16 protein-coding genes are annotated in these 25,663 nt (G+C 40.5%); 5 read left to right on the top strand and 11 right to left on the bottom strand.

Features of this window, described 5'->3' with window-relative positions; translation table 11 throughout:
• The first annotated feature begins 25 nt into the window (after positions 1-25).
• A complete protein-coding gene (locus QF042_RS08840; RefSeq protein ID WP_307527360.1) occupies positions 26-2,026 on the top strand; it encodes a RagB/SusD family nutrient uptake outer membrane protein in 2,001 nt (666 codons plus the stop codon).
• 67 nt (positions 2,027-2,093) lie between these two features.
• Here the strand turns inward: QF042_RS08840 and QF042_RS08835 are convergent, their stop codons facing one another.
• On the bottom strand, positions 2,094-2,369 hold the full coding sequence (locus tag QF042_RS08835; RefSeq protein ID WP_307527357.1) for a Txe/YoeB family addiction module toxin: 276 nt from the start codon (positions 2,367-2,369) through the stop codon (positions 2,094-2,096).
• Positions 2,370-2,372: 3 nt separating this feature from the next.
• Positions 2,373-2,648: a type II toxin-antitoxin system Phd/YefM family antitoxin gene (locus QF042_RS08830; RefSeq protein ID WP_307527356.1), complete on the bottom strand. Its 276-nt coding sequence runs from the start codon at positions 2,646-2,648 to the stop codon at positions 2,373-2,375.
• A gap of 334 nt (positions 2,649-2,982) precedes the next feature.
• Here QF042_RS08830 and QF042_RS08825 point away from each other — a divergent pair, with 334 nt between their 5' ends.
• The 4 genes from QF042_RS08825 to QF042_RS08810 all read left to right on the top strand — a co-directional run bounded on the left by QF042_RS08825 (position 2,983) and on the right by QF042_RS08810 (position 8,929).
• On the top strand, positions 2,983-3,999 hold the full coding sequence (locus tag QF042_RS08825; RefSeq protein WP_307527353.1) for a family 43 glycosylhydrolase: 1,017 nt from the start codon (positions 2,983-2,985) through the stop codon (positions 3,997-3,999).
• A 9-nt stretch (positions 4,000-4,008) separates the two neighbouring features.
• On the top strand, positions 4,009-6,972 hold the full coding sequence (locus tag QF042_RS08820) for a sugar-binding domain-containing protein (protein ID WP_307527351.1): 2,964 nt from the start codon (positions 4,009-4,011) through the stop codon (positions 6,970-6,972).
• Positions 6,973-7,257: 285 nt separating this feature from the next.
• Positions 7,258-8,340: a hypothetical protein gene (locus QF042_RS08815; protein WP_307527349.1), complete on the top strand. Its 1,083-nt coding sequence runs from the start codon at positions 7,258-7,260 to the stop codon at positions 8,338-8,340.
• Entirely contained in the window at positions 8,297-8,929 is a 633-nt protein-coding gene (locus QF042_RS08810) for a hypothetical protein (RefSeq protein WP_307527347.1), read from the top strand. Before QF042_RS08815 ends, QF042_RS08810 begins: the two co-directional genes overlap by 44 nt.
• Before the next feature lie 741 nt (positions 8,930-9,670).
• Here the strand turns inward: QF042_RS08810 and QF042_RS08805 are convergent.
• From QF042_RS08805 to QF042_RS08765, 9 genes are all read right to left on the bottom strand, one after another.
• A complete protein-coding gene (locus QF042_RS08805) occupies positions 9,671-10,924 on the bottom strand; it encodes a glycoside hydrolase family 28 protein (protein ID WP_307527344.1) in 1,254 nt (417 codons plus the stop codon).
• A gap of 222 nt (positions 10,925-11,146) precedes the next feature.
• Positions 11,147-13,918, bottom strand: coding sequence for a glycosyl hydrolase (locus QF042_RS08800; protein WP_307527342.1), 2,772 nt, complete (start codon positions 13,916-13,918; stop codon positions 11,147-11,149).
• 4 nt (positions 13,919-13,922) lie between these two features.
• Entirely contained in the window at positions 13,923-14,231 is a 309-nt protein-coding gene (rhaM, locus tag QF042_RS08795; protein WP_307527340.1) for an L-rhamnose mutarotase, read from the bottom strand.
• A gap of 412 nt (positions 14,232-14,643) precedes the next feature.
• Positions 14,644-17,097 carry a glycoside hydrolase family 31 protein gene (locus QF042_RS08790; protein WP_307527338.1) on the bottom strand — a complete coding sequence of 818 codons (2,454 nt, stop codon included), beginning with the start codon at positions 17,095-17,097 and terminating at the stop codon, positions 14,644-14,646.
• Positions 17,094-19,601 carry a glycosyl hydrolase 115 family protein gene (locus tag QF042_RS08785; protein ID WP_307527335.1) on the bottom strand — a complete coding sequence of 836 codons (2,508 nt, stop codon included), beginning with the start codon at positions 19,599-19,601 and terminating at the stop codon, positions 17,094-17,096. The genes QF042_RS08790 and QF042_RS08785 overlap by 4 nt, the downstream gene beginning before the upstream one ends.
• An 81-nt stretch (positions 19,602-19,682) precedes the next feature.
• The gene (locus tag QF042_RS08780; RefSeq protein WP_307527333.1) at positions 19,683-20,735 is read right to left on the bottom strand and encodes a glycoside hydrolase family 88 protein; all 1,053 of its coding nucleotides are present in this window, start codon (positions 20,733-20,735) and stop codon (positions 19,683-19,685) included.
• Between the two features lie 18 nt (positions 20,736-20,753).
• The gene (locus QF042_RS08775; RefSeq protein ID WP_307527331.1) at positions 20,754-23,657 is read right to left on the bottom strand and encodes a sugar-binding domain-containing protein; all 2,904 of its coding nucleotides are present in this window, start codon (positions 23,655-23,657) and stop codon (positions 20,754-20,756) included.
• A gap of 95 nt (positions 23,658-23,752) precedes the next feature.
• Complete coding sequence (locus QF042_RS08770; protein WP_307527329.1) at positions 23,753-24,547, bottom strand: rhamnogalacturonan acetylesterase; 795 nt, start codon at positions 24,545-24,547, stop codon at positions 23,753-23,755.
• Between the two features lie 182 nt (positions 24,548-24,729).
• Positions 24,730-25,497 carry a rhamnogalacturonan acetylesterase gene (locus tag QF042_RS08765; RefSeq protein ID WP_307527327.1) on the bottom strand — a complete coding sequence of 256 codons (768 nt, stop codon included), beginning with the start codon at positions 25,495-25,497 and terminating at the stop codon, positions 24,730-24,732.
• Positions 25,498-25,663 lie beyond the last annotated feature (166 nt).

The raw sequence follows: 25,663 nt of genomic DNA, 5'->3' as shown, positions 1-25,663 counted from the left end.
TAATCGCTATTTAAAGAAATTGATCATGAAAAAGATTATAAATATATTATCGGGTGCTGCAATATTAGGAGGATTGATGATTTTTCCTACTTCTTGCAAAAAAAGCTTCTTAGATGAAGAAGTTGTTAATGCCCGTACCACTGCAGATTTTGTCACAACTGATGGCCTCGACGGTTTAACCATAGGCATGTACCAAAGTTTAAAATTTCACTTTAATTATACCTGGGCATACACTACATCCAACTATGGAGTGGATGAATTTACCGTTGGTGGAGATAGAACAGAACAAATGTGGAACTCTTACGACGCAAGTTTAAATTCTCTTAATGCGGATGTGGCCAGTGTATGGGATAATATGTACGAAAACATAAATTCGGCTAATATTCTCATCAAAAACGTGCCATTGTATTATCAGGGTACAAGTAAAAACACCCGCCTGGGCGAAGGTTATTTTATGCGTGCTTTCGATTATTTTAAACTGGTAAAACAGTATGGTGGTGTTCCGTTGAGGTTAGAAGCACAGGATTTCATCCAGGAAGAATTTTCCAGAAACAGTGCAAAAGAAGTATATGAGCAAGTAATTCAAGATTTCACCCAGGCTTATAACTTTTTGCCGGCTACGGTAACAGAAACCGGCCGGATTACCAAATGGGCAGCTGCACATTTTTTGGCAAAAGCATACTTATTCCGTGCAAGCGAAATAAACAATGCCTGGAATAGCGATACCAAAACTGCTGATTTACAAAATGCAGTAAAATATGCCGACCTGGTGATTAACAGCGGTCAGCATACCCTGGCAACCAATTTTAGCGATTTATGGAATTTCACCACCATTGATGGAGCGAACGAAACCAACAAAGAGATCATATTAGCCGCACAGTTCTCTGGCAATACAGCTACTCAGGGGCGTTATGGTAACCAGGTACATTTGTATTATCCGTCTATTTATCAAAATTTACCAGGTATGCAACGCGATATCCCTGGCGATCGTGAATTCCAGCGTTTAAGGTCTACAGATTATGCCCTCGATGTTTTCGACCGTGTAAACGACTCAAGGTTTTGGAAAAGCTTTAAAACACGTTATTTATGCAATAGGCCTGCCGCAGCACCACTTTGGACAGCTGGAACAGCCCCAACGCCAGATCTTGTAGGTAAAGCAAAATTTGCTGGCGGCGAAGAATCTATTTTATATATTGTTAACAATGCGGGCGATACCAGGTATACACCAGCCGTTGCAAGTGCAAACCCTGCACTTCCCACCGATATTGGCCGCCGTAAACCAAGTATGTATGTTAGGTATTTTGCTGGCCAACCGCAAAGTTATTTGGGTGGACATGGAAATTATGGTGTGAGCCAGTTTGTTGCTTTATCTAAATTTATGGATGGCTCAAGAAATGCTGTAGCCTCTCAATTTGGTCAACGAGATGGTATTTTAGCCCGCCTGGCAGAAACCTATTTAATTGCAGCTGAAGCTTACGGACGAATGGGCCAGTTTGCACAGGCCATTCCATACCTAAATAAAGTTAGAGACCGTGCAGCTTATAAAGAAGGTGAAGATAGATCAGCATATGTAGATGGTGGTGCTTCGTATAAAAACAATGCTGCTGCAAACACAGCGCCATTTGTTTCATACTCTGATAAAAACAGCTATTTCGAGTCGAATAACCTAACCGCTACAACTGCCACTACCCTAACCAGTATGCACTTAAACAGCGAAGCTGATATATTTAACTCCAACAAAGAATTTTACGATAAAATTGGCGCTACCTCTCAGGAAAATAAGTTCACCGCTTTTATTTTAAACGAACGCTCTAGAGAGCTCATGGGCGAGTTATTGCGTTGGGAGGATTTGGCCAGAACCAAAACATTGGTAGCCAGAACCACCGCCTTTAACGATGAAGCAAAACCTTCAGAGAGCAAACATTACCTGCGCCCTATCCCTCAAAGTTTCCTAGATGTAATTAAGAGCGGTGGAGCTGCATTAACACCTGCACAAAAACAAGCGATGCAAAATCCAGGTTGGTAACCAGATTTACCTTTAACCAAAAGAGCAATTTACCTACAGTAAATTGCTCTTTTGGTTTGACTATTTGCTATTTATTGTAGTGGAACCGGCATTGAATAACTGCGCATTGTTGATCTTTACCTTTGGTACCCGAAATTTGATAAACCAGACGATGCTCTCCTGTAATCCGCCTCGACCAAAACCCCTTTAAATTATGCTTTAAAGCTTCCGGTTTTCCCAAACCGTGAAATGGTGTTCTTGTTATATCTTTCAGGAGTGCCCTTACTTTTCTTTCTGCTTCCTCATCATTGTCCATCCAGTATTCAAAATCTTCCCAGCCTTCTTCCGTAAATATTATATTCATTACTTAAAGCTCAACTGATTTTTCATCTTCTAATGAAAACTGCTTAATCCTGCCGTTTTTCAAACTTTCCATGGATTTCTCTAATCTTTTACGGTTTACTTCTGTCGACATTAAATGGGCAGTTTCAGTAAGCGCATTATATTCTTTAATAGAAATGACTACAACGGCATCATCTTCATTATTATTTCGTGGAATAATCAAAACATCCTCTGTAGCACTTACTTCGTCAAAATAGCCTTTCATATTTGTTCTCAGAGAAGAAATAGTTACTGCTTTCATATTTAGTTACTTTTATATGTACAATCAAATGTACGTTATAAAGTACAAAAAAGCAAATAACGTAAATAATATAATTTCTATTCTATTATTCTTTCACCAAATAAGCACGCTATTAAATTGTATTGCATTTGTTACTACCCAATATAACCACTAAGCCATTATTTCAAACGTTTGAAAAGCGTTTAAAACTATTTATAGGTACGCTGTCTATATTCTACAGGATAGAGCAGGACAGCCCTCTCAATTTTAAACGTTAAACTCGTTTAAACTATTTAACCAAATATTTTCCTTTATTAATGGCGTTTCAACCCCTTTGGTATAAAACGGTCCAATAATGATCAATTTCAATATGAAGAAAGTTCTGCTTACCTGTTTGATGCTATTTTCAATACATGCATTTGCTCAAAAAAGCAATACAATACAGCCTGTTCCAAAGCCATTGTTCAGCGATCCTGTTTATGATGGCGCTGCCGATCCGGTGGTGATCTGGAATAAAGGGGAAAAGAAGTGGTTTATGTTTTACACCAACCGCAGGGCAAATGCTAAAAACCTTGATGGTGTAAGTTGGGTACATGGCACACGCATTGGCATCGCCGAATCTAAAGATGGTGTGATATGGAAATACAGAGATACCTGCGATATTCAATACCGGCTAACCGATTATACCCATTGGGCCCCGGAAGTAATCGAAAATAAAGGGATCTACCATATGTATTTAACCTACGTGCCCGGCGTTTTTAATGATTGGCGCCACCCGCGGTACATTGTTCACCTGACGAGTAAAAACCTCATCAACTGGAAATTCGAATCGAAGCTAAACCTCGCTTCCGATCGCTGTATTGATGCCTGTGTGTTTAAACTGCCCGACAACAAAGGCTGGCGCATGTATTACAACAATGAAATGGCTGGCAAATCCATCTATTATGCCGACAGTAAAGACCTCTACCATTGGGAAGATAGCGGCAAAAAACTGATTGGCGATAAAGGCTGCGAAGGTCCAAAAGTATTCTACTGGAAAAACACCTATTGGATGGTGGTCGACAACTGGAATGGTTTAGGCATATATTCTTCTCCCGATCTACTCACCTGGAAACGACAGCCCAAAAACATTTTACAAACACCCGGAAAGGGAACCGATGATGGTGTAATGGGTGGCCATGCCGATGTGGTGGTGAATGGAGATAAAGCCTACGTCTATTATTTTACCCACCCTGGCCGAACACCGGAAAATAAAGGAATCGATAACTACACAACCAGAAGAAGCGTAATTCAACTGGCAGAATTAACATACCTGAATGGTGAAATTATTTGTGACCGCGATAAACCTTTATCCATTAAATTAAACCCATAACCAAATATAATGAAGCATATTTACCTCTTTTTAATGGTTACGCTCCTGCCCTTCATCGCTTTGGCGCAACAACCAGCTAATCAAAGAAAAACCTACAACTTTAATCCTGGCTGGAAACTCTTTGTAGGTGATTTATCTGGCGCCGAAAGTACCGATTTTGACGACAAAACATGGAAGGCCATTACCCTACCCTACGCCTGGAATGAAGATGAAGCCTTTAAAAAATCGATAGAAGATTTATCAACCGGCATAGCCTGGTACCGCAAACATTTTACCATTTCAGAAACCAATCCAAACAATAAAATATTCCTCGAATTTGAAGGCATCAGGCAGGCCGGTGAATTTTACCTGAACGGAAAGTTTATTGGTCGGCATGAAAATGGCGTAATGGCTTTTGGGTTCGACATTAGCACCTTAATTAATCAGAACAAAGAAAATGTGATTGCAGTTAGGATAGATAATGCCTGGAACTACAGAGAAAAGGCGACCAATTCTGGCTACCAATGGAACGATAAAAACTTTAATGCCAATTATGGTGGGATCTCTAAAAATGTCCGTTTGCATATTACGGGGAATGTATATCAAACGCTTCCACTTTTTTCAACCTTAAAAACTACTGGCAATTATTGCTACGCAAAAGACTTTAATATTAAAGGTAAATCGGCTGTAATTGTTTCAGAATCGCAGGTTAAAAACGAAAGCACTGCAGATCAGAAACTGGTATATGAAGTAGAGCTAAAAGATCTCGATGGAAAAATTGTTAAAACCTTTAAATCAGCAGAAACCAACATCAAAGCTGGCGATACTTTAACTTTAAAAGCCCAGGCACTGGTAACTGATTTAAACTTTTGGAGTTGGGGTTATGGTTATCTGTATACGGTTACCTCCAGGTTAAAATCTGCAAATCAGGTTATTGACGAACTGAAAACCAAAACTGGCTTTAGAAAAACAGCATTTAAAAACGGGATGGTTTACTTAAACGACCGGGTGTTGATGATGAAGGGTTATGCACAGCGCAGCAGTAACGAGTGGCCGGCAATCGGCTTATCGGTACCACCCTGGCTAAGCGATTACAGCAATCAACTCATGGTAGAAAGCAATGCTAATTTGGTCCGTTGGATGCACATTACACCCTGGAAACAGGATATAGAATCGTGCGACCGTGTAGGTTTGCTCCAGGCAATGCCTGCCGGAGATTCGGAAAAAGATGTTACGGGAACCCGCTGGGATCAACGAAAAGCAGTAATGACAGATGCCATTATTTACAACCGCAATAACCCGAGTATCGTTTTTTACGAATGTGGAAACGAATCGATCAGTGCTGCGCACATGCAGGAAATGAAAGACATTAGAAATCTTTACGACCCAAATGGCGGCAGAGCAATCGGATCGAGAGAAATGCTCGATATCCCCGAAGCCGAATATGGAGGCGAAATGTTGTACATCAATAAAAGCGCAACCAAACCGGTATGGTCTATGGAATATTCGAGAGATGAAGCCTTGCGGAAATATTGGGATGAATTCTCTCCTCCTTTTCATATAAATGGCGCTGGCCCTAAATACAAGGATGCTGATGCAAGTGATTATAACCGCAACCAGGATTCGTTCGCCATTGAAGATGTAATTCGTTGGAACGAATATTATGAAGAACGCCCGGGAACAGGAACCAGGGTAAGCGCTGGTGGGGTAAATATTATATTTTCCGATTCGAATACTCACCACCGCGGTGAAGAAAACTACCGCAGAAGTGGAGAAGTGGATGCCCTGCGTATTCCAAAAGATGCCTTTTTTGCGCACAAAGTAATGTGGGATGGCTGGGTTGATGCAAAAAAAACCGGTATTCATTTAATCGGGCATTGGAACTACAAAGCGGGCGTAAAGAAAAATGTATATGTGGTGGCTGGTGGCGACAAGGTAGAGCTGATTTTAAACAATAAATCGCTGGGTTTTGGCGAAAAAAGTAACGGCTTTCTGTTCACTTTTAAGAATGTTAATTATCAGGCCGGAACAATTAAAGCCATTTCTTATTCTTCAGCAGGAAAAAAACTGGCGGAAACACAATTAACAACGGCAGGTAAAGCTGTTGCTTTAAAACTCACTACAATAAAAAATCCGGGTGGTTTTAAAGCCGATGGTGCCGATGTGGTATTGGTTCAGGTTGAAGTAACAGATCAGAATGGAAACCGTTGCCCTACCGCTTCAGATATGGTTAACTTTAGTTTAGATGGCCCTGCCGAATGGCGTGGAGGTTTAGCCCAGGGACCAGATAATTATATTTTAGCTAAAAACCTGCCAGTTGAAAATGGGGTAAACAGAATACTCATCAGATCGACAACCACTGCAGGAAGAATCAATCTAACGGCAAAGGCTGAAGGCTTACAGTCTGCAAGCCTTTCTTTCGAAACTTTACCTGTTAAAACCGCTAATGGTTTATCTATCCAGTTGCCAAGCGATGGCTTGAAACCAAACTTAAGCAAAGGCGCAACACCACTCGATCCATCGTATACCGTTTCCCGGAAATCGATTAAAATTGTTACTGCCGAGGCTGGTGCAAATAATGACAAAGCCAATTTAAGCTTCGATGATAATGAATTAAGCGATTGGGTGAATGATGGAAAGATTGCCACCGCATGGATTAAATATACTTTATCAAAGGAAAGTACCGTATCGGCAGTATCTTTGAAACTGAATGGTTTTAGAACCAAAATTTACCCATTGAGAATCTTAGTTGACGGAAAAGTAGTTTTCGAGGGCAACAGTAAACCAAGTTTAGGTTATTTTACAGCTAACTTTAAGGCAACAAAAGGAAAAACAGTTACCTTACAGTTAGTAGCTTCCGGAAAAGAGAAAGAAAACGCGAATGTTGGCGTAGAGGTAAACGGTAAAAAACTAGATGATGGTGTAGAACGTGCTGAAACCAGATTAAAAGGTGGTTTAAGCATTATTGAAGCAGAAATTTACGAACAGCCTTAACCGATGAACTGTCCGTAGAGTTAAGCGCAGCGTCTCTACGGATTTAATTATAAGATTGAGTTTCAAATGCAACTGACAAGAACGAGTCGGAGACTCTTTTCCATTGATAGTCTGTAGAGCCCTACTGAACTCTACGGACAGATTTAGAGATCTTTGAATCAAGTTATTGAAATGAAATTTAAAAGATTTTGCTTCGCAGAGCCTTCGGGTTCTCCACTGCGGTCGAAATGACGACACTTCGAGGAGACAAATTAGTCCCTTAGATTGGCATTAAAAAAACAAGCTATGAAAACATTTAAAAAAGTTTGCCTCCTACTCTTTAGCTTAACTGCTTTCATCCATACAGCAAATGCGCAGTCTAAAGCCAACATCGAAGTTAATTTCGACAAGAATATAGCCCTCATGAAACCCATTTGGGCATGGTTTGGTTATGATGAACCGAATTATACCTATATGAAAGATGGTCAGAAGTTATTGACCGAGATTTCTAAATTAAGCCCGGTTCCGGTATATGTGCGGGCACATAATTTGCTAACCTCCGGAGATGGCACCCCTGCTTTAAAATGGGGATCGACTAACGCATACACTGAAGATGCCAAAGGTAATCCGGTTTATAACTGGAAAATTGTTGATCAGATTTTCGATACTTACGTAAAAAGGGGCATGAAACCTTTGGCTCAAATTGGTTTTATGCCCGAAGCGCTATCAACCAAACCTTTTCCTTACCAGCATAAGTGGAAACCTGGCGTTCGTTATGAAGAAATCCTAACTGGATGGGCCTACCCGCCTAAAGATTATAAAAAATGGGGAGACCTGGTTTACGAATGGGTGAAACACAGCGTAGCACGTTATGGCAAGGCTGAGGTGGAGAGCTGGTATTGGGAAGTTTGGAATGAGCCGGATGGTGCTTATTGGAAAGGTACACAGGCCGAATTCTTTAAACTTTACGATTATGCTGCCGATGGGCTAAAACGCGCCTTACCTACTGCGAAAATCGGTGGTTCCAATGTAACAGGTGGAGGAACGAAATACCTGGATGCCTTTATCAAACATTGTTTAAGCGACACCAATTATGTAACGGGTAAAATCGGTTCTCCTTTAGATGCTGTACTTTTTCATGCCAAAGGATCGCCAAGGGTGGTTAATGGAACCGTAGTGATGAATGTAAGGGCGCAGCTCCGTAATATTGATGGCAATTATAAAATCATCAGTAAATATCCTCAGCTTAAAAATATACCTGTTATTATTGGCGAATCTGATCCCGAAGGTTGTGCTGCTTTGTGGTATGAGTACCAATCCGGAGAATGCTTATCGCAATGGCACCATGTATTCGAGTTATACCGCAGCCTCTTTTGCCCGGCTTTATGAACTTACAGATAAATATAACATCAACCTGTTAGGCGCTGTTACCTGGTCGTTCGAATTTGAAAACCAGCCTTGGTTTGCAGGCTTTCGCGATTTAGCCACCAATGGAGTTGATAAACCTGTACTAAATGTATTCAGGATGTTTGGCCAGATGAAAGGGAACCGGGTTGAAGCAATAAGTAACCGCATGTATAATTTAAATGCTATTTTGGATTCGAGCATCAGAAAGCCCCAAACTGACATAGGTGTTTTAGCTACTAAAGCCGATAAAACGGCCGCCGTTATGTTGTGGAATTACCACGATGAGGATAAAACAGGTTCAAAAGATCTTGTTTCCATCTTGTTAAATAAGCTACCTGCAAAAACAGTAACCATAACCGAATATCGTATTGATACTGAAAACAGCAATTCTTATTCGGAATGGAAAAAAATGGGCTCGCCACAAAACCCGGATGCGAAACAGATTGCAGCATTAGAAAAAGCTGGCCAACTTAAAATGATTGGTAAACCCAGGAAATTTGACACCGAAGGTGGTGCTTTTGAAATGGAATTAGCCAGACAAGGGGTGGCTTTGCTGAAGTTAGATTGGTAACATTTTGCTTTTTTTCCACGGAAACACGGAAAGCACGGAAATAAAGAAGTATTTTTCTCTTGGTCGGTGGCTCACCGACCAAAACGATTGTTTATAACGATATAATCGTAATGTTATTTACGCACTCGTTTGGAAACGAGCGCGAGCAATAAAAGTTGCCGTGGTTTGTGTCTTCACAGACCACCTAAATATTCTTTTTTCGATTGCAGGTATAGGCGGATCGTTATTCCCAAAAGTTAGTTTTTTTTAGCAAAAAACAAAGGAGTTGGGTGACAGGCAAGATAAATCGTCATCTCGACCGCAGTGGAGAGATCTTTTAACATAGTCCAAAGATCTCTCCACTCCGCATTTGCTTCGGTCGAGATGACGCCAATTTTAGAATCTGTCATTGGTAATTTGATTGGTTCTTAATGCTTTAGCTAGGTTTGTATGTTGTATTAAGATTCCCGCCTACGCGAGAATGACGACCGTTCTTTGCAATCGATCATTGGTAAATGATCAACAACCTCATTCTGGTCGGTGGCTCACAAACAAAATGTTGTATATAACGATATAATCGTAGTGTTATTTACGCACTCGTTTGGAAACGAGCGCGAGCAATAAATGTAAAATTTCCTACTCCGGTCGTCACCCTGAATTCATTTCAGGGTCTTAATAGCAGGATGGATACTGAAACAAGTTCAGTATGACGGATTATTCTTTTCCCATGCAATGGCCTATAAATATCGGAAGCTGGATTAACTAAGGTTTAACAACTAATGGCGCTCCGTTTACCATTACGTTTTCAATTTTAACATCCTGATACCTGTTTTTCAAAAATGGCGTTTTAGTCGTCACCTCCAAATCTTTAAAAAGAAAACCAGATACCTTATCTTCAGGATTTCCATCCATTTCGCCAAATTTTGTTGCCTCAACTTTAATGTTGGCTATCTTAATGTTCCTGATCGTACCAAATGGTTTTGCCGTGCTGCCTGCCAGATCGAAAAATTGTTTCCAAGGGTTTAAGTCGATAATAGCGCCGCATTTTCCTGTAATGTTTTCAACCGTAATATTTTCGTAAAGCTGAAAAGTATCTCCTCTCATTTTCATTTTTAAAATGGGGCAGTTATTCTCTACCTTACAGTTGCGCATGGTAATATTGCGTGCATGAATACACTCGCTTCCCATGGTTAAAGTAGCATGTGCTTCCCCAATGGTACAGTTTTCAATTAAAATATCTTCAACAATACCATTTTCTGGCAGTTTCTGTGCATCGGGCCCTTTACCACCCTTAATGCAAATGGCATCGTCATTTACCGAGATATAACAGTTTCTGATGGTTACTTTTTTACAAAAATCAATGTCTATACCATCAGTACTGGGTGCTTTAACAGGTCTGAACGGCGAACGGATATCACAATTCTCAATTAACACATGATTAGATTGATATAAATGTGTTGTCCAGAATCCTGAATTGCGCAATTTTACCCCCTTAATATTCACATTGTTGCATCCCCAAATAAAAAGTAACCGCGGACGGCTCACCTCTAAGTTTGTAGATTCTCTTCCTAGTTTCTTAAGCGAATCGCGATGTGCCCAAAATGTTTTCCAGAATTTAAGTCCATTTCCATCAATGGTGCCTGGCCCCGAAATACTAAAACCATCTACTTTTGTCGCATTAATTAATGCGGCAAAGTATTTAAGGCTCCTGCCTTCCATCCGCGATGGGATAAAAGGGTAATCTTTTATGTTATCAGATCCTTTAAGCACAGCACCTTCTTGCAACAGCAGTTTTGTTTTAGGCTTAAAAAAGAGTGCTCCGCTAAGATAAACACCTTTAGGGATTATAATCGTTCCTCCACCCTTTTGATAAGCTTTATCTATTACACTTTGAATGGCTTTGGTATTCAGTTTGGTGCTATCTGCACCAACACCAAATTTTGTGATGACATAATCTTGAGCCATAGCATTTATACCAATGGCGATAAACAAAGTAAGTATTATGAGCTTTTTCATGATAAAATGTTGCATAATTTAAGGGTATAATTTGTGCCAAATTTTAGGATTACCATCGGCATGTAAATAATCTCAACTCCAAAATATGTTTAGTGTTATTTAACCACCTGAGAACGACTAAGTCTTGCATCTAAAGTGTTCTAAGATGACTAAGGTGGTGATAAATGTTATTTGACCACCTAAGCCTCCTGAGATCAACTAAGTCTATTCACCATTATTGGATTAGTTGAAAGCTGTAAGGGTTACCGGGCCGATTAATCCTGACGGCATTATGCTCCAGCTTGATGCATCAAAATCTTTATAATTAATATTTACAAAATTGATTTCGTGGTAATTCCGCCATTGTATTTTTTTGATATCCATATCACGGATGCGGTTTGCCATCAAATTAACCACTTCAATTTTTATGGTATTATGGCCTGCTTTTAAATATTTGCCAACACGGGTCTGAAAAGGAATACTCCATAAAATGCCCACTTCCTGACCATTGATCCATACACGTGCACTCTCGTCTACCTGATTCAGGTTTAAAACATATTCTTGGGCAGTTTTTGAACTCAGGTTAAAACTTGAGGTATAAACGCCAGTACCAGAAAAGGCCTGTAATTTAGGATCGTTCAAGGTAGTCCAGCTTACCAGTTTAGCTAACTGCTGATCTGCAGGAAGCTCAGGTCCACCTTCGGTAAAATGTAAATTCCAGGGTTGGTTAAGATTGATCGTATTGGCAGCTTTATTTAAATACACCCAAGGGCTGGTGGAGGTATCATTACGCTCAACTTTTAAAAACAAACTCTCCCCTGATTTAAGCTGCACACGGACCTTTTTATCGCGTATTGTCGCTACCCCAACACTCGAGCTTTGCGGATCCATGATTAAAACCTGTCCTTCTTCATTTAAGGACAGTTCAGTATCAATATCTTTAGCGGTATGGTTAACCAGATAATAATATTTGCCAGTTGTTGTTTTCCTCCTGATAAACTGGAGGCCGGAATCGGTTAAACTTTCTCTGTTAATGTTTATCGCATTTAATGCTTTTTGCACATCACCAGCCAATAAAATTACACCTGCACCAACTTTAAACTGTTTAATCCCATCCACGCCATCCGTAAAAATCAATTTAGCCAGACTGGCTTTTAGCTGTACCCTGCGGGTTTCCAGGTTATTTAAACCTGGAACATCTTTAGGTAATGCCTGAAAAATGACTTTCGCTCCATTGCTGGCCAGTTTTATCATTTGATCCAGCGTTTCCGGGCTCATCATTTCGCATTGCGGAACAATCAACACCTGATATGGCGCAGCGGTCGCGTTGGTACTGATCAATGCTTTGTTAACCGTTGATTGCTTTAACAATCGATCAGATGCAAAATCAAAAGAATAACCCGATTTAGAAAGTTCTTTTGATAGTTTATAAAAGGCTGTTGGGTGCAACCATTCATCAACATCATGTACTTTTAAGGCCATATCTAAACCTTTAGCCTTGTTCCATACGTCGTAAATTGGCCAATAGATCAAAAGTTCGTTGTCTGGTTTTCCTGATTGAAGAATAGACTGACAACGGGCTATATAATTGTTTAATCCTTGTGCCTGTGGCCATAAACTGTTGTTCGGATTCATTTCTACCGAGGCATAAAACAGCCATCCCGGCCAGGAAACATTTGCTGGCGAATTGGTGGTCCCATGATAAAAAATATGATTGATTCCTGCCAGGAACAATTGTTCTGCTTCTGGTTTACATTGCGAAAATGAAGTTTTAAAATGCTCGGTTAGCCAGGTAAACGTTTCGGAAGACGCCAGTTTTTTACCGCCCGTATTTGCTGCAGATGATGCAAATTTGCTCATTATCGGATCGGGGTCTACGTTGCGGATATCTCCTGCCTCACGCCTAAGCCCTGGGATGGGGAAGTAACTTGAACCAAAGGTTTCGGTTTCGGGAATATCAACCGCTCCATAAAGATCGAGTAGATTGCCTGGCGAACCATGCGACTGGTTTTTGGTCACCGATTTAAGCTGATGTGCCCAATTGGTCCAGTTTTGCGTAAAATTATGGAGCAAAAGTTCATCCATGGTTTCGCGGTAATCAGATTTTAAACGGGCAATATTTGCATTCGTAGAATCCTTACCAGTTAATTCTTTAATATGAATGGCCAGATCGTAGCCCCTGTTTTTCTTAAATTCCTGAAAGAAAGTTGGCGTCCATGTTGCACCATAAACTTCATAACTATCGTTAAAAAACGACCGGATACCTTGTGGTTTACCTCCAAAAGCATCCCAAAATCTTTTCAGGTAAACATCAACTGCATTTTTATCGAGGTGATCTAAAGTAAAACCTTCGCCGCCAGGTGCTGCACGTTTAACCATCTGCCTTGTTTTACCTGCAAAAGCAGCATAGATATCCCAGCTGCCATTACCAGGCGACCAATTTAAAGATCCATCAGCCTCAACCTTAGAAAGCAGGTTGAGCACCTCACCATTTGGCCCATATGCGGTTAAAGCCTGTAACTGCGCGAAATCCTGTTTCGCTTCTTTAACTTTAATGGTTTCGGTTAACTTCTCTCCCGCCTTGAGTTTATATTGTTGGGTAATCAGTTTGGTGGCGGCACTTTCGGGCTTAATCTGCGGGCCGCCAAATGGCCAGCCCGTACCAGTATTCATATCTACACCCAAGCCTAAAGTATTAGCTTTATTTACCGTATGGTGTAATATATTCACCCACTCTGGCGATAAAAACTGTAAATATTGCTTTTCAAAACCCTTTGCGCCATAAATTGGTGTGATTTCTACACCGCCAAGACCAGCATCTGCGTATTTCTTTAACACCAGGTCCAAGTTCTGTTCGTCTACAGCATTCCCCATCCACCACCAGCGTGTCCAGGGTTTCATCTGCTTTTCGATAACAGGCCAACTGCTGGTATTTTTTACGGGCTTTTGTGCTTTAGCCAAACTAAAAGTTAGTGTACTAAGCAGCAGAACAGAAAAGAATCTATGTAATTGCATATTTTTAATCTAGATGGAATACCATTTCTAAAGGAAATGTTTTTGGTGAATTATCGGCATTGGTTTCCATAATATCGGCCATGTATGCCCACCATTTTTGTACAATCTGGGTACTACCTAAATCTTGTGAGGAACTTCCATTCTGTTGTTGCACGGCAAAAAGGGTATTGGTTTCTTCATCTAAAAAGATAGAATAATCGCTGATCCCATTTTCCTTTAATAAAGTGCATAATTCTGGCCAGATCTCATCGTGGCGTTTTTTATATTCTGTTTCAAAACCGGGTTTAAGTTTCATCTTAAATGCAATTTTCATGTTATCGATTTTTATTTTTTCCTCGCCGTGGTTCGTGTCCTCACGAACCACTTTTAATTTATTACATTGATAATCGCTCTGTTTCGATCTGTGAGGACAAAGACCGAGGGGTTTAAGCGGCCGTCATTCCCGCGCAGGCGGAAATCTTAATGCAGCCTACAAAACCTACCAAGGCATTACGATTATTCATAAGTTTTCTTTTTATTCATAGGCATTCATGAGCACTCCGTGGTTCCCAATCAAGTTGGGAATGACGAAAGCGCCTGATGCATCCGCCGTGGTTCGTGTCCCCACGAACCACTAGTTATTATTTCTACTAAAACTGAAATCGCTCAGTTTCGGTCTGTGAGGACACAGACCGAGGCGACTATGAATCCTAATCGCCGTGATTCGTGTCCTCACGAACCACGCATCAATTCACTACAATATTTAAATCAGAACTATTATCTCCAGCTGATTTAATCCAGAGTATTTTATTCTTTGCATCGTAAAACCAGCCTTCAGTTTTATCTAAACGATCTGGTGTTTTTAAAACTTTCAATTTTATGCTATTTTCTGAAACGCCAATGGGGTCTGTTTTTCCCATCCAATGTATTTTAGCCAGGTATTTATGCTGAGTTGGCTTAAAACTTCCTGTTGGTTTAGCCACTTTCAGTGTAAAACTTGCTGCTGTTAAAGAAGAAGTGATCCTGGTTAAGGCAAAGTTTCCTGTTTTGTAGGCAGCGCTTAAATTATCGTCCTCGTACATTTCATATTTAGATTCTCCATAAGGGAAAACATCCAGGGTTATCACGTCAACAGGTTTTTCGCCACTATAGGCCATTTCGGGTTGCATTGGAATGATGCTGCCCGCTTTAACAAACAAAGGAATAGTATCTAAAGGCGCTACTACATGGTGGTAACTTTTGCCTTCGTATTTTTGGTTTGTCCAATAATTAAACCAGGTACCTTCCGGCAGGTAAACAGAACGGGTGATGGCACCTTTAGTGGTAACCGGGGCTACCATTAAATTGTCGCCAAACATATATTGATCGCCTATTTCGTACACATTTTCATCATCCTGATGGTTAAGCACCAAAGCCCTCATTATTGGCAAACCCTTTTCGTATTGCTGGTGCATACTGGTGTACATATAAGGGAATAAACGATACCGCAACAGATCGTATTTTTTGAAATTACGCAAAGCATCTTCACCATATTTCCAGGGCTCTTTATAACCGGGGTGATCCATCCCAAAAACAAGTGCAATCGGACTGAACATCCCAAACTGCACCCAGCGGATATAAAGTTCCGGATCGGCCTGATGCTCGAAACCGCCCATACAATGTGCCCAGGAACCAACACCTGATAAACCAACATTTAAACCAGCTTTAATTACAGGGGCAAAATATTGCCATTCGCTAGGCCAATCGCCAGCAAAAATATAAGGATAACGTTGAATACCTGAATAACCTTCTCTGGTTTGATTCAATCCCCTAAAACCGTTAAACTTTTCGAACTCTAAAAACGGTGCTTTGGCATAAGCTATCGGGAAAAGATTGTGTAAACGTTCTGCATCTTTTCCTGTCGGACCTACTTTTTCACTTTCGTTCGCCAGCGAACCAAAAGCACTACCTTCGTCGGTTTTTAAGAATTTTGCGCCTAATTTTGCTACCCGCATTACGCCATTATCCCACCACCACTGTGTAGCTTTTTCATCGAAAAAGTTAACAAATTCGCCTGGTTTACCATTTTCGGGATAAGTATAACCTTTTTCCCTCGCCTGATCCAATAAGTTTAACTTTTTTGCATTATCAAACCTTGGACGAAGGTGCAAGCCAACCATTTTATAATTCATGGCATAAATGCTATCAAACATCGATTTTGGATCTTTAAAAGTTTCTCTCCACTCGAAAGAAGTAGCGCCCTTACCTCCATTTTCGCCGAATAAGCGCCAGGTAGAATCTAACCAAAGCAGATCAACCGGAATGCCTAATGACCTGTATTTCTTTGCCAGCTCAATCACGTAATGATCAGAAGTTTGTGCCTCATGGCCCCATGTACCACCGCTATAGGTACCTGCGTGCAAACCTAAAGCAAACTGTGGCAACATAGGCGATTTACCAGTAATGCTGGTATAATGATCTAAAATAGCAGGAAAAGTAGGTCCGTACATGAAATAGTAATCCAATTCACCATCCGCTGCCTTAAAACTGTACTGATCTTTTTTGGAAGCGCCCATATCCCATTCGGTAGCAAAAGAATTGTGCAGGAAAATGCCATAACCCTTTGTGCTCATAAAAAATGGGACGGGGCAATAATTGGCCTCTAATATATTGTAAGCGCCAATGGCATGCGGCAAACCTTTACCACGGCCAACATTTAAAGTTACTTTTTTAAAACGGCGGTCCATAAAATCCATGCGCTCGCCAAAACCAAAGAAATGTTCATCAGCCTGCAGTTTTTTAGTTACACCTACCTGAGTATTTTCCTTTGTTATGGCTCCATTTACTTCACTGCTTAATAGCTTTCCTCTGGCATCAAAAACATCAATCTTAAAAGGAGCTTTGTACAGTTTTATCGTTAATTTAGTCGTTGCGAGCAGGAAGTGATCTTTTTTATCCGAAACTTTAACCGCAACATTGGCCCAATTGTAATTAATCACCATCAGGTTTTCATTGGCTTCAAATTTCCCGCTCCAGCTGCTTCTGATCCTGAAGATTTCTGCTGTACAGAACTCTAATTTCACCTCTCCCCTTGTGGTTAAAAATGAAATGGTATTGCCCGTTTTCTTAAAGCCAGATTTATAATCGCCAATACTTTGTGCCCTGGCGATGGCAAGCGTAAAAACTAAGGATAGGGCAAAAGCTAAAAGTTTCTTCATCATATTTGTTGTATTTCCAACTGGTTAATCACCAGGCCCGGATCGAGCATATAGATTTTCACGGTCGATTTACCTGTTTTATTAATCTTGTGTTTGGTTATGCCCGAAGCGTAACCCTGTAATACATTCTGTTTCCAGATGTTATTTTCTGAAGCCGGAGAAATATTAATGACCTGCGGCTTGTCGTTATTTACCGAAATGGCATAACGCACTTTAATACCGTTATTAACGCCTTGGGTAGGCAAACATTTTACTTCGATCTGGTGTTCGCCCTGTGTTTTAAAATCAACCTCGTAAATAATAAAGGCGGCATTTTGAAGCGCTGTTTCATCAATTGGTCTAAAAGTAAAAGGATAAACAGAAATACCATCTCCACCTAAACCCAATCCTTTTAAGGTTTGTAACGTTACGCCTTTTGGAACTGATTTCTCCGCATATTTAGCGGCTTGAACAATGATTTTATTTTCAGTTTTCGCTACCGCACCTATTGGTTTCGCAGCTACAGAATCTGCTACTTTTGGCATTTTAAAAACGGCTAAATCACGCGGTTTCCAGCTCATCATCCCATTCCACTTTCCGCCTGCGATTTCTTCATTGTATTTTTTGGTAATCAATTGGATCTGATCAAAAGCTGCTATCGATTTTTTCGAATAACTTAAAGCAGATTGATCTCCATTTGCAGCCAAAATCAGACTTTTCTTTGCAAATAAAATCTTTTGGTTCATCAGCATCGCACCTTCAACAGGATACAAGATCAATTCAAAATAAGCATCTTTTAACCTTGCTGGAATCTGATCATTTAAATTTTTAGCCTGATTGTAAATATTTTCGTAAGCGGCTAATCTTTCTTCAGCCTGTGCATCAGTAAAATTAACACTCGCCATGTGTTCTGGCTTAGCGGCCTGTGCAAGGCGATAATAAACGGCTTTTATTTCGGCAATGGGTTTCGCAAACTCAGCACCAAAGGTCTCAGCAGCCCAGCTTTCGGCATATTGATCTGCGTTTTCGGGTTTCCACTGGTTTACATTCCAGGCCAAATCCATCGCAAACTGCGTTTCCATTTCGGCAGGCTTAATATCACCCACATTTATCACCCAAAGTCGGTCGGCTTTATACTGGTAAGCTTTAGTTAACTCGTACGAAATTAACGATGGAGAAATGGAAGAAAGCCACAAATAATCTTGTGGAGCACCCCAGTAAGAGATATGGTAATACACCCCGCTTCCACCTGAGCGTTTTTGCTCTTCAGGGTTAGAAAGCTGACGGATGTAACCGTGGTTATCATCGGCCCAAACAATGGTCACATCATCAGGTAGTTTCAAACCTGCCTGATATAAAGATAAAACCTCTTTGTAAGGGCAAAAAATCTGTGGAATGGAGCTTACAGGTTTAGTGATATTTTTGCTTAAAATTGTCCTTTGATCAGTTATGATTTCTTCCAACAACTTTACTTTTGCATTTTTATCTTTAGGTCCGGGCATGCTGCCGTCGTGAATACCACGCATCCCAACCGTATAAATCGATTCGTAGTTTTTAGCTTGTTTTACGCGATCAGTCCAATAGTTTGCAATTTCATTTTTATTCAGATCGTAACGCCACTCGCCTGGCTTTTTGCCATATTCCTGCTCAAAATTCTCTGCCCATTCGAAAACATTGTTCCTGAGCATCGGTTCGCAATGACTAGAACCTAAAACAATGGCATATTTATCGGCCATTATGGGGTTATTCGCATAATAATAAAATGCTTTGGTTGAAGGGTGCATGCCCGGCCAGATGTAATTGGCTTTTAACCTGAGCAGCAGCTCGAATATTTTGGTATAAGTTTTTGGGCCAATATCTTTTACATCGGTATCCATCATTTTTGCAGCCCAAGGCTGAATGCCCCAATCCTCATCATTGATAAAAATACCGCGGTATTTAACCGATGGCGATTCTACCAAAGGCTGACCATTTTTTACATATAATGATTTTTTAGTTGCAGGTTTAACATCTGCCCACCAACAAAGTGGCGATACACCAAGCATACGCGACAGTTGAAAAACGCCGTAAGCCGTTCCCCGCCTATCGCTACCAGCAATTACCAATGCCCTTTTCACTCCCTTTAAAGGATTTTCGATCACTGAAACAGAAAAAGTTTCCCATTTGCCTGCTAAAGTAGTCCTGTTTATTTTTCCAGTTTTAACTAATTGATCTATATAAAGCGACTGCCCCATGGTACCAATAATAATGGGGTAAGCATTTAAAGCAGGATTGTTTTTAAAAACCTTGGCAGTTGTTCCCGTTAATAAGTGAATGTCATCTTTAAAAGCTTCAGCAGCAATCCCAACTACTTCAGCATCTCTTTCATCGAAATAAATAGGTGATGCTTTTCCCCCATCAACAATAGGAAAAGATGAAACACTGTTAATTTCAGAAACAGCAATGCCTGCCCTTTGTGCCACATTTTGTTTGGGCAGCAAAAACATCAATAGCAATACCGATAAACCAGCTAGATTTCTGAAATTCATTTTTATTACTTTTTAAGCTTGTAAACCTCGGTTCCGGCTAATAAAAAACAACCTAAACCATAATCTTCAAAATCAGGCACGCTAGTATAACTTACGGGCTGTCCGTCTTTTGGTTCCTTGCCTGTTCCCTGCATAAAACCAATAAAACCAATTTTTTTGAACAGCATCTTTCGTCATGGCGTTCCAGGCTTTAGTAATGATAGGCAGATAAGTGGCTTTATCTAAAATACCCTGATTTACACCCCAGGCCATGCCGTACACAAACAATGCAGTACCCGAAGTTTCTTTTCCGCCAAAATGAGTGGCATCGTGCAAACTTACATTCCAAAAACCATCGGCACGCTGAATGGGAACTAATGCTTTGATCATTTCGTGATAGGTTTTTAAATATTCATTGCGGTGAACTTCATTTTCAGGAATAATTTCTAACACGCGTACCAGTGCAGCCACAACCCATCCGTTTCCTCTGGACCAATAACAATCTTCGCCATTTGGTTCTTTATAAGGCGGCACAAAATCTTTATCGCGCCACCAAAGGCCATCTTGGGCATTGTACAAGCCACCTCCTTCGGTATTTTTAGAATGCAGATACATTTTGTACATGTAATTGTAATAGGTGGTATCGTTGTATAATTTACCCAGTTTAGCAAAAACAGGCATGCCCATTTGGATCGCATCGATCCATGTCCAATCGTTTACCCTGCCCGATTTAATCACCAGATCGATCGAAGCTTTAATGTCTTTAATGCGTTCGGGTTTTTTATCGATCAGGTAAAGATCGATATAGGTTTGCCCACAGGCCTGATCATCAGCATTTTTTGTGGCAATACCATTTCTTAAGCCCCAGTTATGTTTTTCGCCCCATTGAACGGCATAATCGTAATATTCTTTTTCAGGGTGAATTTTATAAAGATTCATTAATCCTTCGTAATAAACGGCTCTTGTCCAGATATTGCTTGGCCGCTCCCTGTTGGTTACGATTGATTTTCCCGCATCAGGCCATTTATTCATGAAATAAGCATTTGTTGATTTTAATACTTTTAAAACCTCCTTTTTATTAGGGATTTTCTGTGCCAAAAGTAGCTGGACAGATATGCTGAATAGTATCGCGGAGCTGAATATAAATTTCTTCATAGTGGTATTTCGCTTATCTTAATTGGTTTTTGGTTTTGGTTTTAACTCATCTGGACTATCTTTTGTAAAGGTATCGAACTGAATTTTCGATGGGCTTTCAAAGATATCTTTAACAGTATTAAAAGCCACTTCATATTTTGGATTAAACTGATCAGACGCCATATACTGCTGCAAACTGAAATAAAGCTGCTGTGCTGCAGGAGTATCTTTTAAATCAGGCGAGAGATTGGCACTCGAAACAATCAGCTTTCCCTTGCCTACTTTGGCTTCGAAAACCAATGCCAAACGGCGGTTCAAAAACCAGGTATCAATCGGTTGGATAATTGGCTTAAATCCTGACGGAAAATCTTCGAGGTTCATTACCTGCGATTTATTTACAATTTCCCACCATTGCATATCGCTATGATAATCGGTTGGAAAATTTTTAAAAGCAGCATGTTTTGGATCGCATAAAATCCCTAAGGTATGTGGCGGACGCATTTTAAACCAGGAGGTATTCCAAAAAACAGGAAGAAAGGTTTGCACCACTTCTTTTCCTTTTACCACTTTGCCAGCTGCGTTGAGAAAAACATTGCCACCATCGGCCAAAACAGCCTGCGCTTTGTCATCTAAACTGGTGCAGTAATACACATTACTTTTAACTTGTGGCAGTTGCGCCGGATAAACCCAAAAACTCCAATCGTTGGCAAACTCAGTTCCATCAATGGTAACTTCCAGTTTCAGTTTAGTCGCTTTTATAATCGTATTTAACGGAAATTTAATCTCACCAATGGCAATACAATTGGTAACCGCTAAAGTTTTAGGATTGAAACTGTCTTTGGCCAAATTTGTGCCGCTTTCATCTTTGAGTGTCCACGAGAGTTTTGCATTTTCAATTGGCGCTTTTCCGAAATGTGCCACTTCTACCGCAGCTTCTAAGGTTTCGTTATTGGTAAAAACAAATTTTGAAACTTTTAAAAGGGGTACTGTGCTGTTAGAAAAACGTTTGAATTCTTTAGCGCTGATATAACCCTTTTCATCCCAAAAGGCATCTAAAACACCTACAAGTGCTGTTCCCTGTCCTGGGTAATCATTTAGCGACAATAACTGGTAACCATTGTAATTCGGTGTACGCAATGCTTTTTCGATTTCATTTTTATAACAAAGGGCTTGTAATTTTCCAGAAGCCATTAAAAAATCGTGCCCCTGATCAGCCATATCATGGTCTTTAAGATCTTCCTGAAACATTTCGAAGTTTTTCGCACGGTAAACACCTGTGTATTTTTTAATTTCATCGAAATTAGGAAAAGCACAATACTGCCCCATTTCGTGCGCCACAAAAGGCACCGTAAACTGTTCAATCTGTTTGGCATAGGTAGAAATGCTTTCAGGCTTTCTGCCCCAATCTAAACCCCTGGCACCCGCACGCACCATATATTCGTTGTTTGGAATAACCGGCCAGCTGCCACCTACCGATGCGCCGGTGTACAATCGTCTCGAATCTTTAGCTTTCCAGTAATTATTAAATTTCGTAAGGTATTCTACCTGCTTGCCACGTGGTTCGTTACCATAGGCCATCATACAAAAGGATGCATAATTGCCATAGTTTTTGGCCATGCGGCTGGTTTCGTCGTAAATAAATTGGTCGATTGGTTTTCCATCTCCGATTGATGTACCGTGATTGGCCCAACTGGGCCCTTCTGGCTGAAGGTAAAAACCAACCTGATCTGCGGCAATAAATGCGGCTTCAGGCGGACAAAACGAATGAAAACGCATGTGATTTAATCCGTGAGCTTTCGAAATCTTAAAAATGCGCACCCATGCTGCAACATCCATTGATGGATAACCTGTTAGCGGAAATTCGCAATTGTTAACCGTACCGCGTAAAAAAACCGGGCGACCGTTAATTTCAAAAGTTCTGCCTACAGCTTTAAACTCGCGCATGCCGAACTGTATTTTTTTCTCGTCTTTTTTGCCTTCTTTCGAAATTAGTTTGGCTGTTAAACGGTATAATGCCGGATCAAACTCATCCCAGGTGGCTATTTTATCACCTAGTGGCAAATTGATTTCCAAACTCCCGTTGCCATTTGTAATTTGGTAAGCCGCTGTTACAGGTTTAACCTGGAGTACATTTTTGGTATTAAAAGTTGTAGCAGCCAGCGTAATTTTCCCGGTAGAGGATTGCTTAGCATTAGCTTTAAGCTGAATTTTAACCTTCGCAGATTTATTTTTCAGATCAGGGTAAACCTGAATATCTTCAAAATAAACAGGCGAACCAGCCACCAGCTCCATTTTACCTACCACCCCATTCCAGTTTCCTTGTGTATGATCGGTTAAACTATGCGAATCCTGCCCTACATTGATCGCCTTGATACGGTTATCAATCAATAAAGTAATGGTATGTTTTCCTGCTTTTAAATTTGCCGGGAGTTCAAAATTTTGCGCAACCACAAAGGTGTACTGTGTTCCGATTTCGATATCATCTATCCAAACCTTTGTTTCTGAATGTGGATACTCCAAAGATAAGACCAGCCGCTTATCCTTCCAATTAGCAGGAATTTCGACATCTTTCTGATACCATGCAGCACCTGTATAATGTTTGGCAGGCGTTAACCAGAAAGGTATTTTCAGGTTGCCTGGTTTACGGTACTTTTCTAAACGGGGGTGGAAAAAGTACGAGCTATCGTAAATACTTCCGGTCCATTTGGTTTTGAGGGTAATGTCATCACCCTTTAAATTTTCGGCCATCGAGCCTGGCAAGTTAACAGATTCGGGAAGAATAGTGGAATACCATTTCCCTTTTATGCCTTCATCTTTAGCATCAATTTTGAAACGCCACTTGCCGGCAAGCAAAATGCTTTGGGCATGTGTTTGCGTGATGCTTAAAAATATAAAAGTAATGCCTATCAGCACTTTGAAAACCCGGTTAACCTGTATCTGCATAAAATTGAACGGTTTATTTCCGTTTGTATTTGGTTAGGCTGTTAAAATAAGACAATATTGGCAGGAAAGCATCCTGTAGTATCCTGCTTGATGGCTTATTTCAGGTAGCTAGTCAGTTTATTGCTTTTTAATTTCTTCAGGCCTTCTACAACAGCATCTGCATTTAACTTCGCTCCTGCTTCATTGGTATGCGTGTGGTCTTTCTCTGTAAAAAAAGTTTTCACCTCAGCCGCGCTTAAAGCGGCGTATTTATCTTTAATAATTTGGTTCAATGGAATAAAATCGACTTTTTCGGCTTTTGCAACTTCTTCCGCCCAGCCAGCATAATCATCATTCGCTAAAACCACGGTATCATCTTTAACCGGATTGCGTGGAATTGGTGAACAAATAATCGCTGTTGCACCCTTGGCTTTAATATCGCTGATGAATTTGCGCAGGTACCAGCCATAAGTGTAAACCACTTCCTGTTTTTTCTTAATCGGGTTATAAATTTCTTTACTTTCTGTTCCAATGCCTTTTATGGTACCACGGGCGCGGGCAGTATCATCTAAGGGGCTGCTATCGTTATGGCCAAACTGCATCATCACAAAATCGCCTTTTTTTACTTTTGCTAAAACGGCATCCCACAAGCCATTGGTTTGGAAAGTACGACTGCTGGTACCGCCAAGGGCATCATTTTCTACATTGATCTTCTCGCTGTTGAATAAATCTCCGATGAAGCTCCCCCAGCCCCATAAAGCGCCATCGCCTTTGCCTTTTCCGTTTTTAACGGTCGAATCGCCAATGAGAAATAAAGTAGGTTTATCTTGCTGTTTTAAGATGATGCAGGAAGAAAAAATAATAAGAGCAGTTAAGAGAACAATGCTTAAATATGTAGTTATTGGTTTCATGCTTAGTTTATTAAATTTACCGTAAGCGGTTTGATTAAACAGATTATTTTGGAATCGTCATTTCGAGCGGAGTGCAACGAAGTCGAGAAATCTATCTAGATAGATCTCTCCATTCCGCTATGCTACAGTCGAGAGGACGCATTTTTCGGTCATTGCCTTTTGGCTTTAATCTTTCTCCTTTATTAAAGCAGATACTTCTTCAAATTACAGTCTTTTAATTCTTTAATCCCCTCTACAACAGATGCGGCGTTTACTTTTGCGCCTTCCAGATTGGTATGGGTATGGTCACCGGGGAAATAGAGTTTTACTTTATCGGGGCCAAGCGCATCATATTTATCGGCTGTAATTTTGTTCAGGTCGACGAAATAAGCATTTTCTTCTTTGGCTACATCAGCGGCCCATTTCCCGAAATCGTTATTGGCGCGTACCACTTTACCATCTTTAAAAATGTTCCTGGGAATCATCGAAAGTACAATTGGTGTGGCTCCTTTTGCTTTGGTTTCACGCACAAATTTGCGGATATACCAGCCGTAAGTATGTACAGTTTCTACCCTTCCATCTGGCCAGGTTAATACTTTGGTTTCTTCACCGGTTCCTTTTAATACACCTCTTCTGCCAGCTTTTGTGGTATCAGGGGCACTTCCGTCGTTATGCCCAAACTGCATGGTAACGAAATCGCCTGGTTTTAATGTTTCTAAAACCTTATCCCATCTGCCCTCTGACAAAAAAGTACGGGTGCTTCTTCCCGCCATGGCATTATTTTCTACATGGATTTTTGTGGTATCAAACAGTGAAGCAATCGGTGTTCCCCAGCCCCAGGTTTCTTTGTTCGAATTACGAACGGTAGAATCGCCAATGGTATGTAATGTGGGTTTGTCGCCTTTTATAAATGCCGAGGCCAAAAAGATGATGGCTATTGCTGCAAGTAGTTTTATGGGTTTAAGCTTCATTTTATTATTATTATCAATGTTGATTATTTTATAAATGTTATTTATTGTTATCCTGCATCCTTTGGCAATTTCTCTTCAGGAACTGCCATGTTGAGCTTATCGAAATAACTTAAAGCATACTTAAAAAAGTCCTTCGACAGGCTCAGGATGACAAATCTATATTTAT

Source organism: Pedobacter sp. W3I1, from assembly GCF_030816015.1.
Lineage (GTDB): Bacteria > Bacteroidota > Bacteroidia > Sphingobacteriales > Sphingobacteriaceae > Pedobacter.
This window is presented reverse-complemented; position numbering and strand designations above follow the sequence as displayed.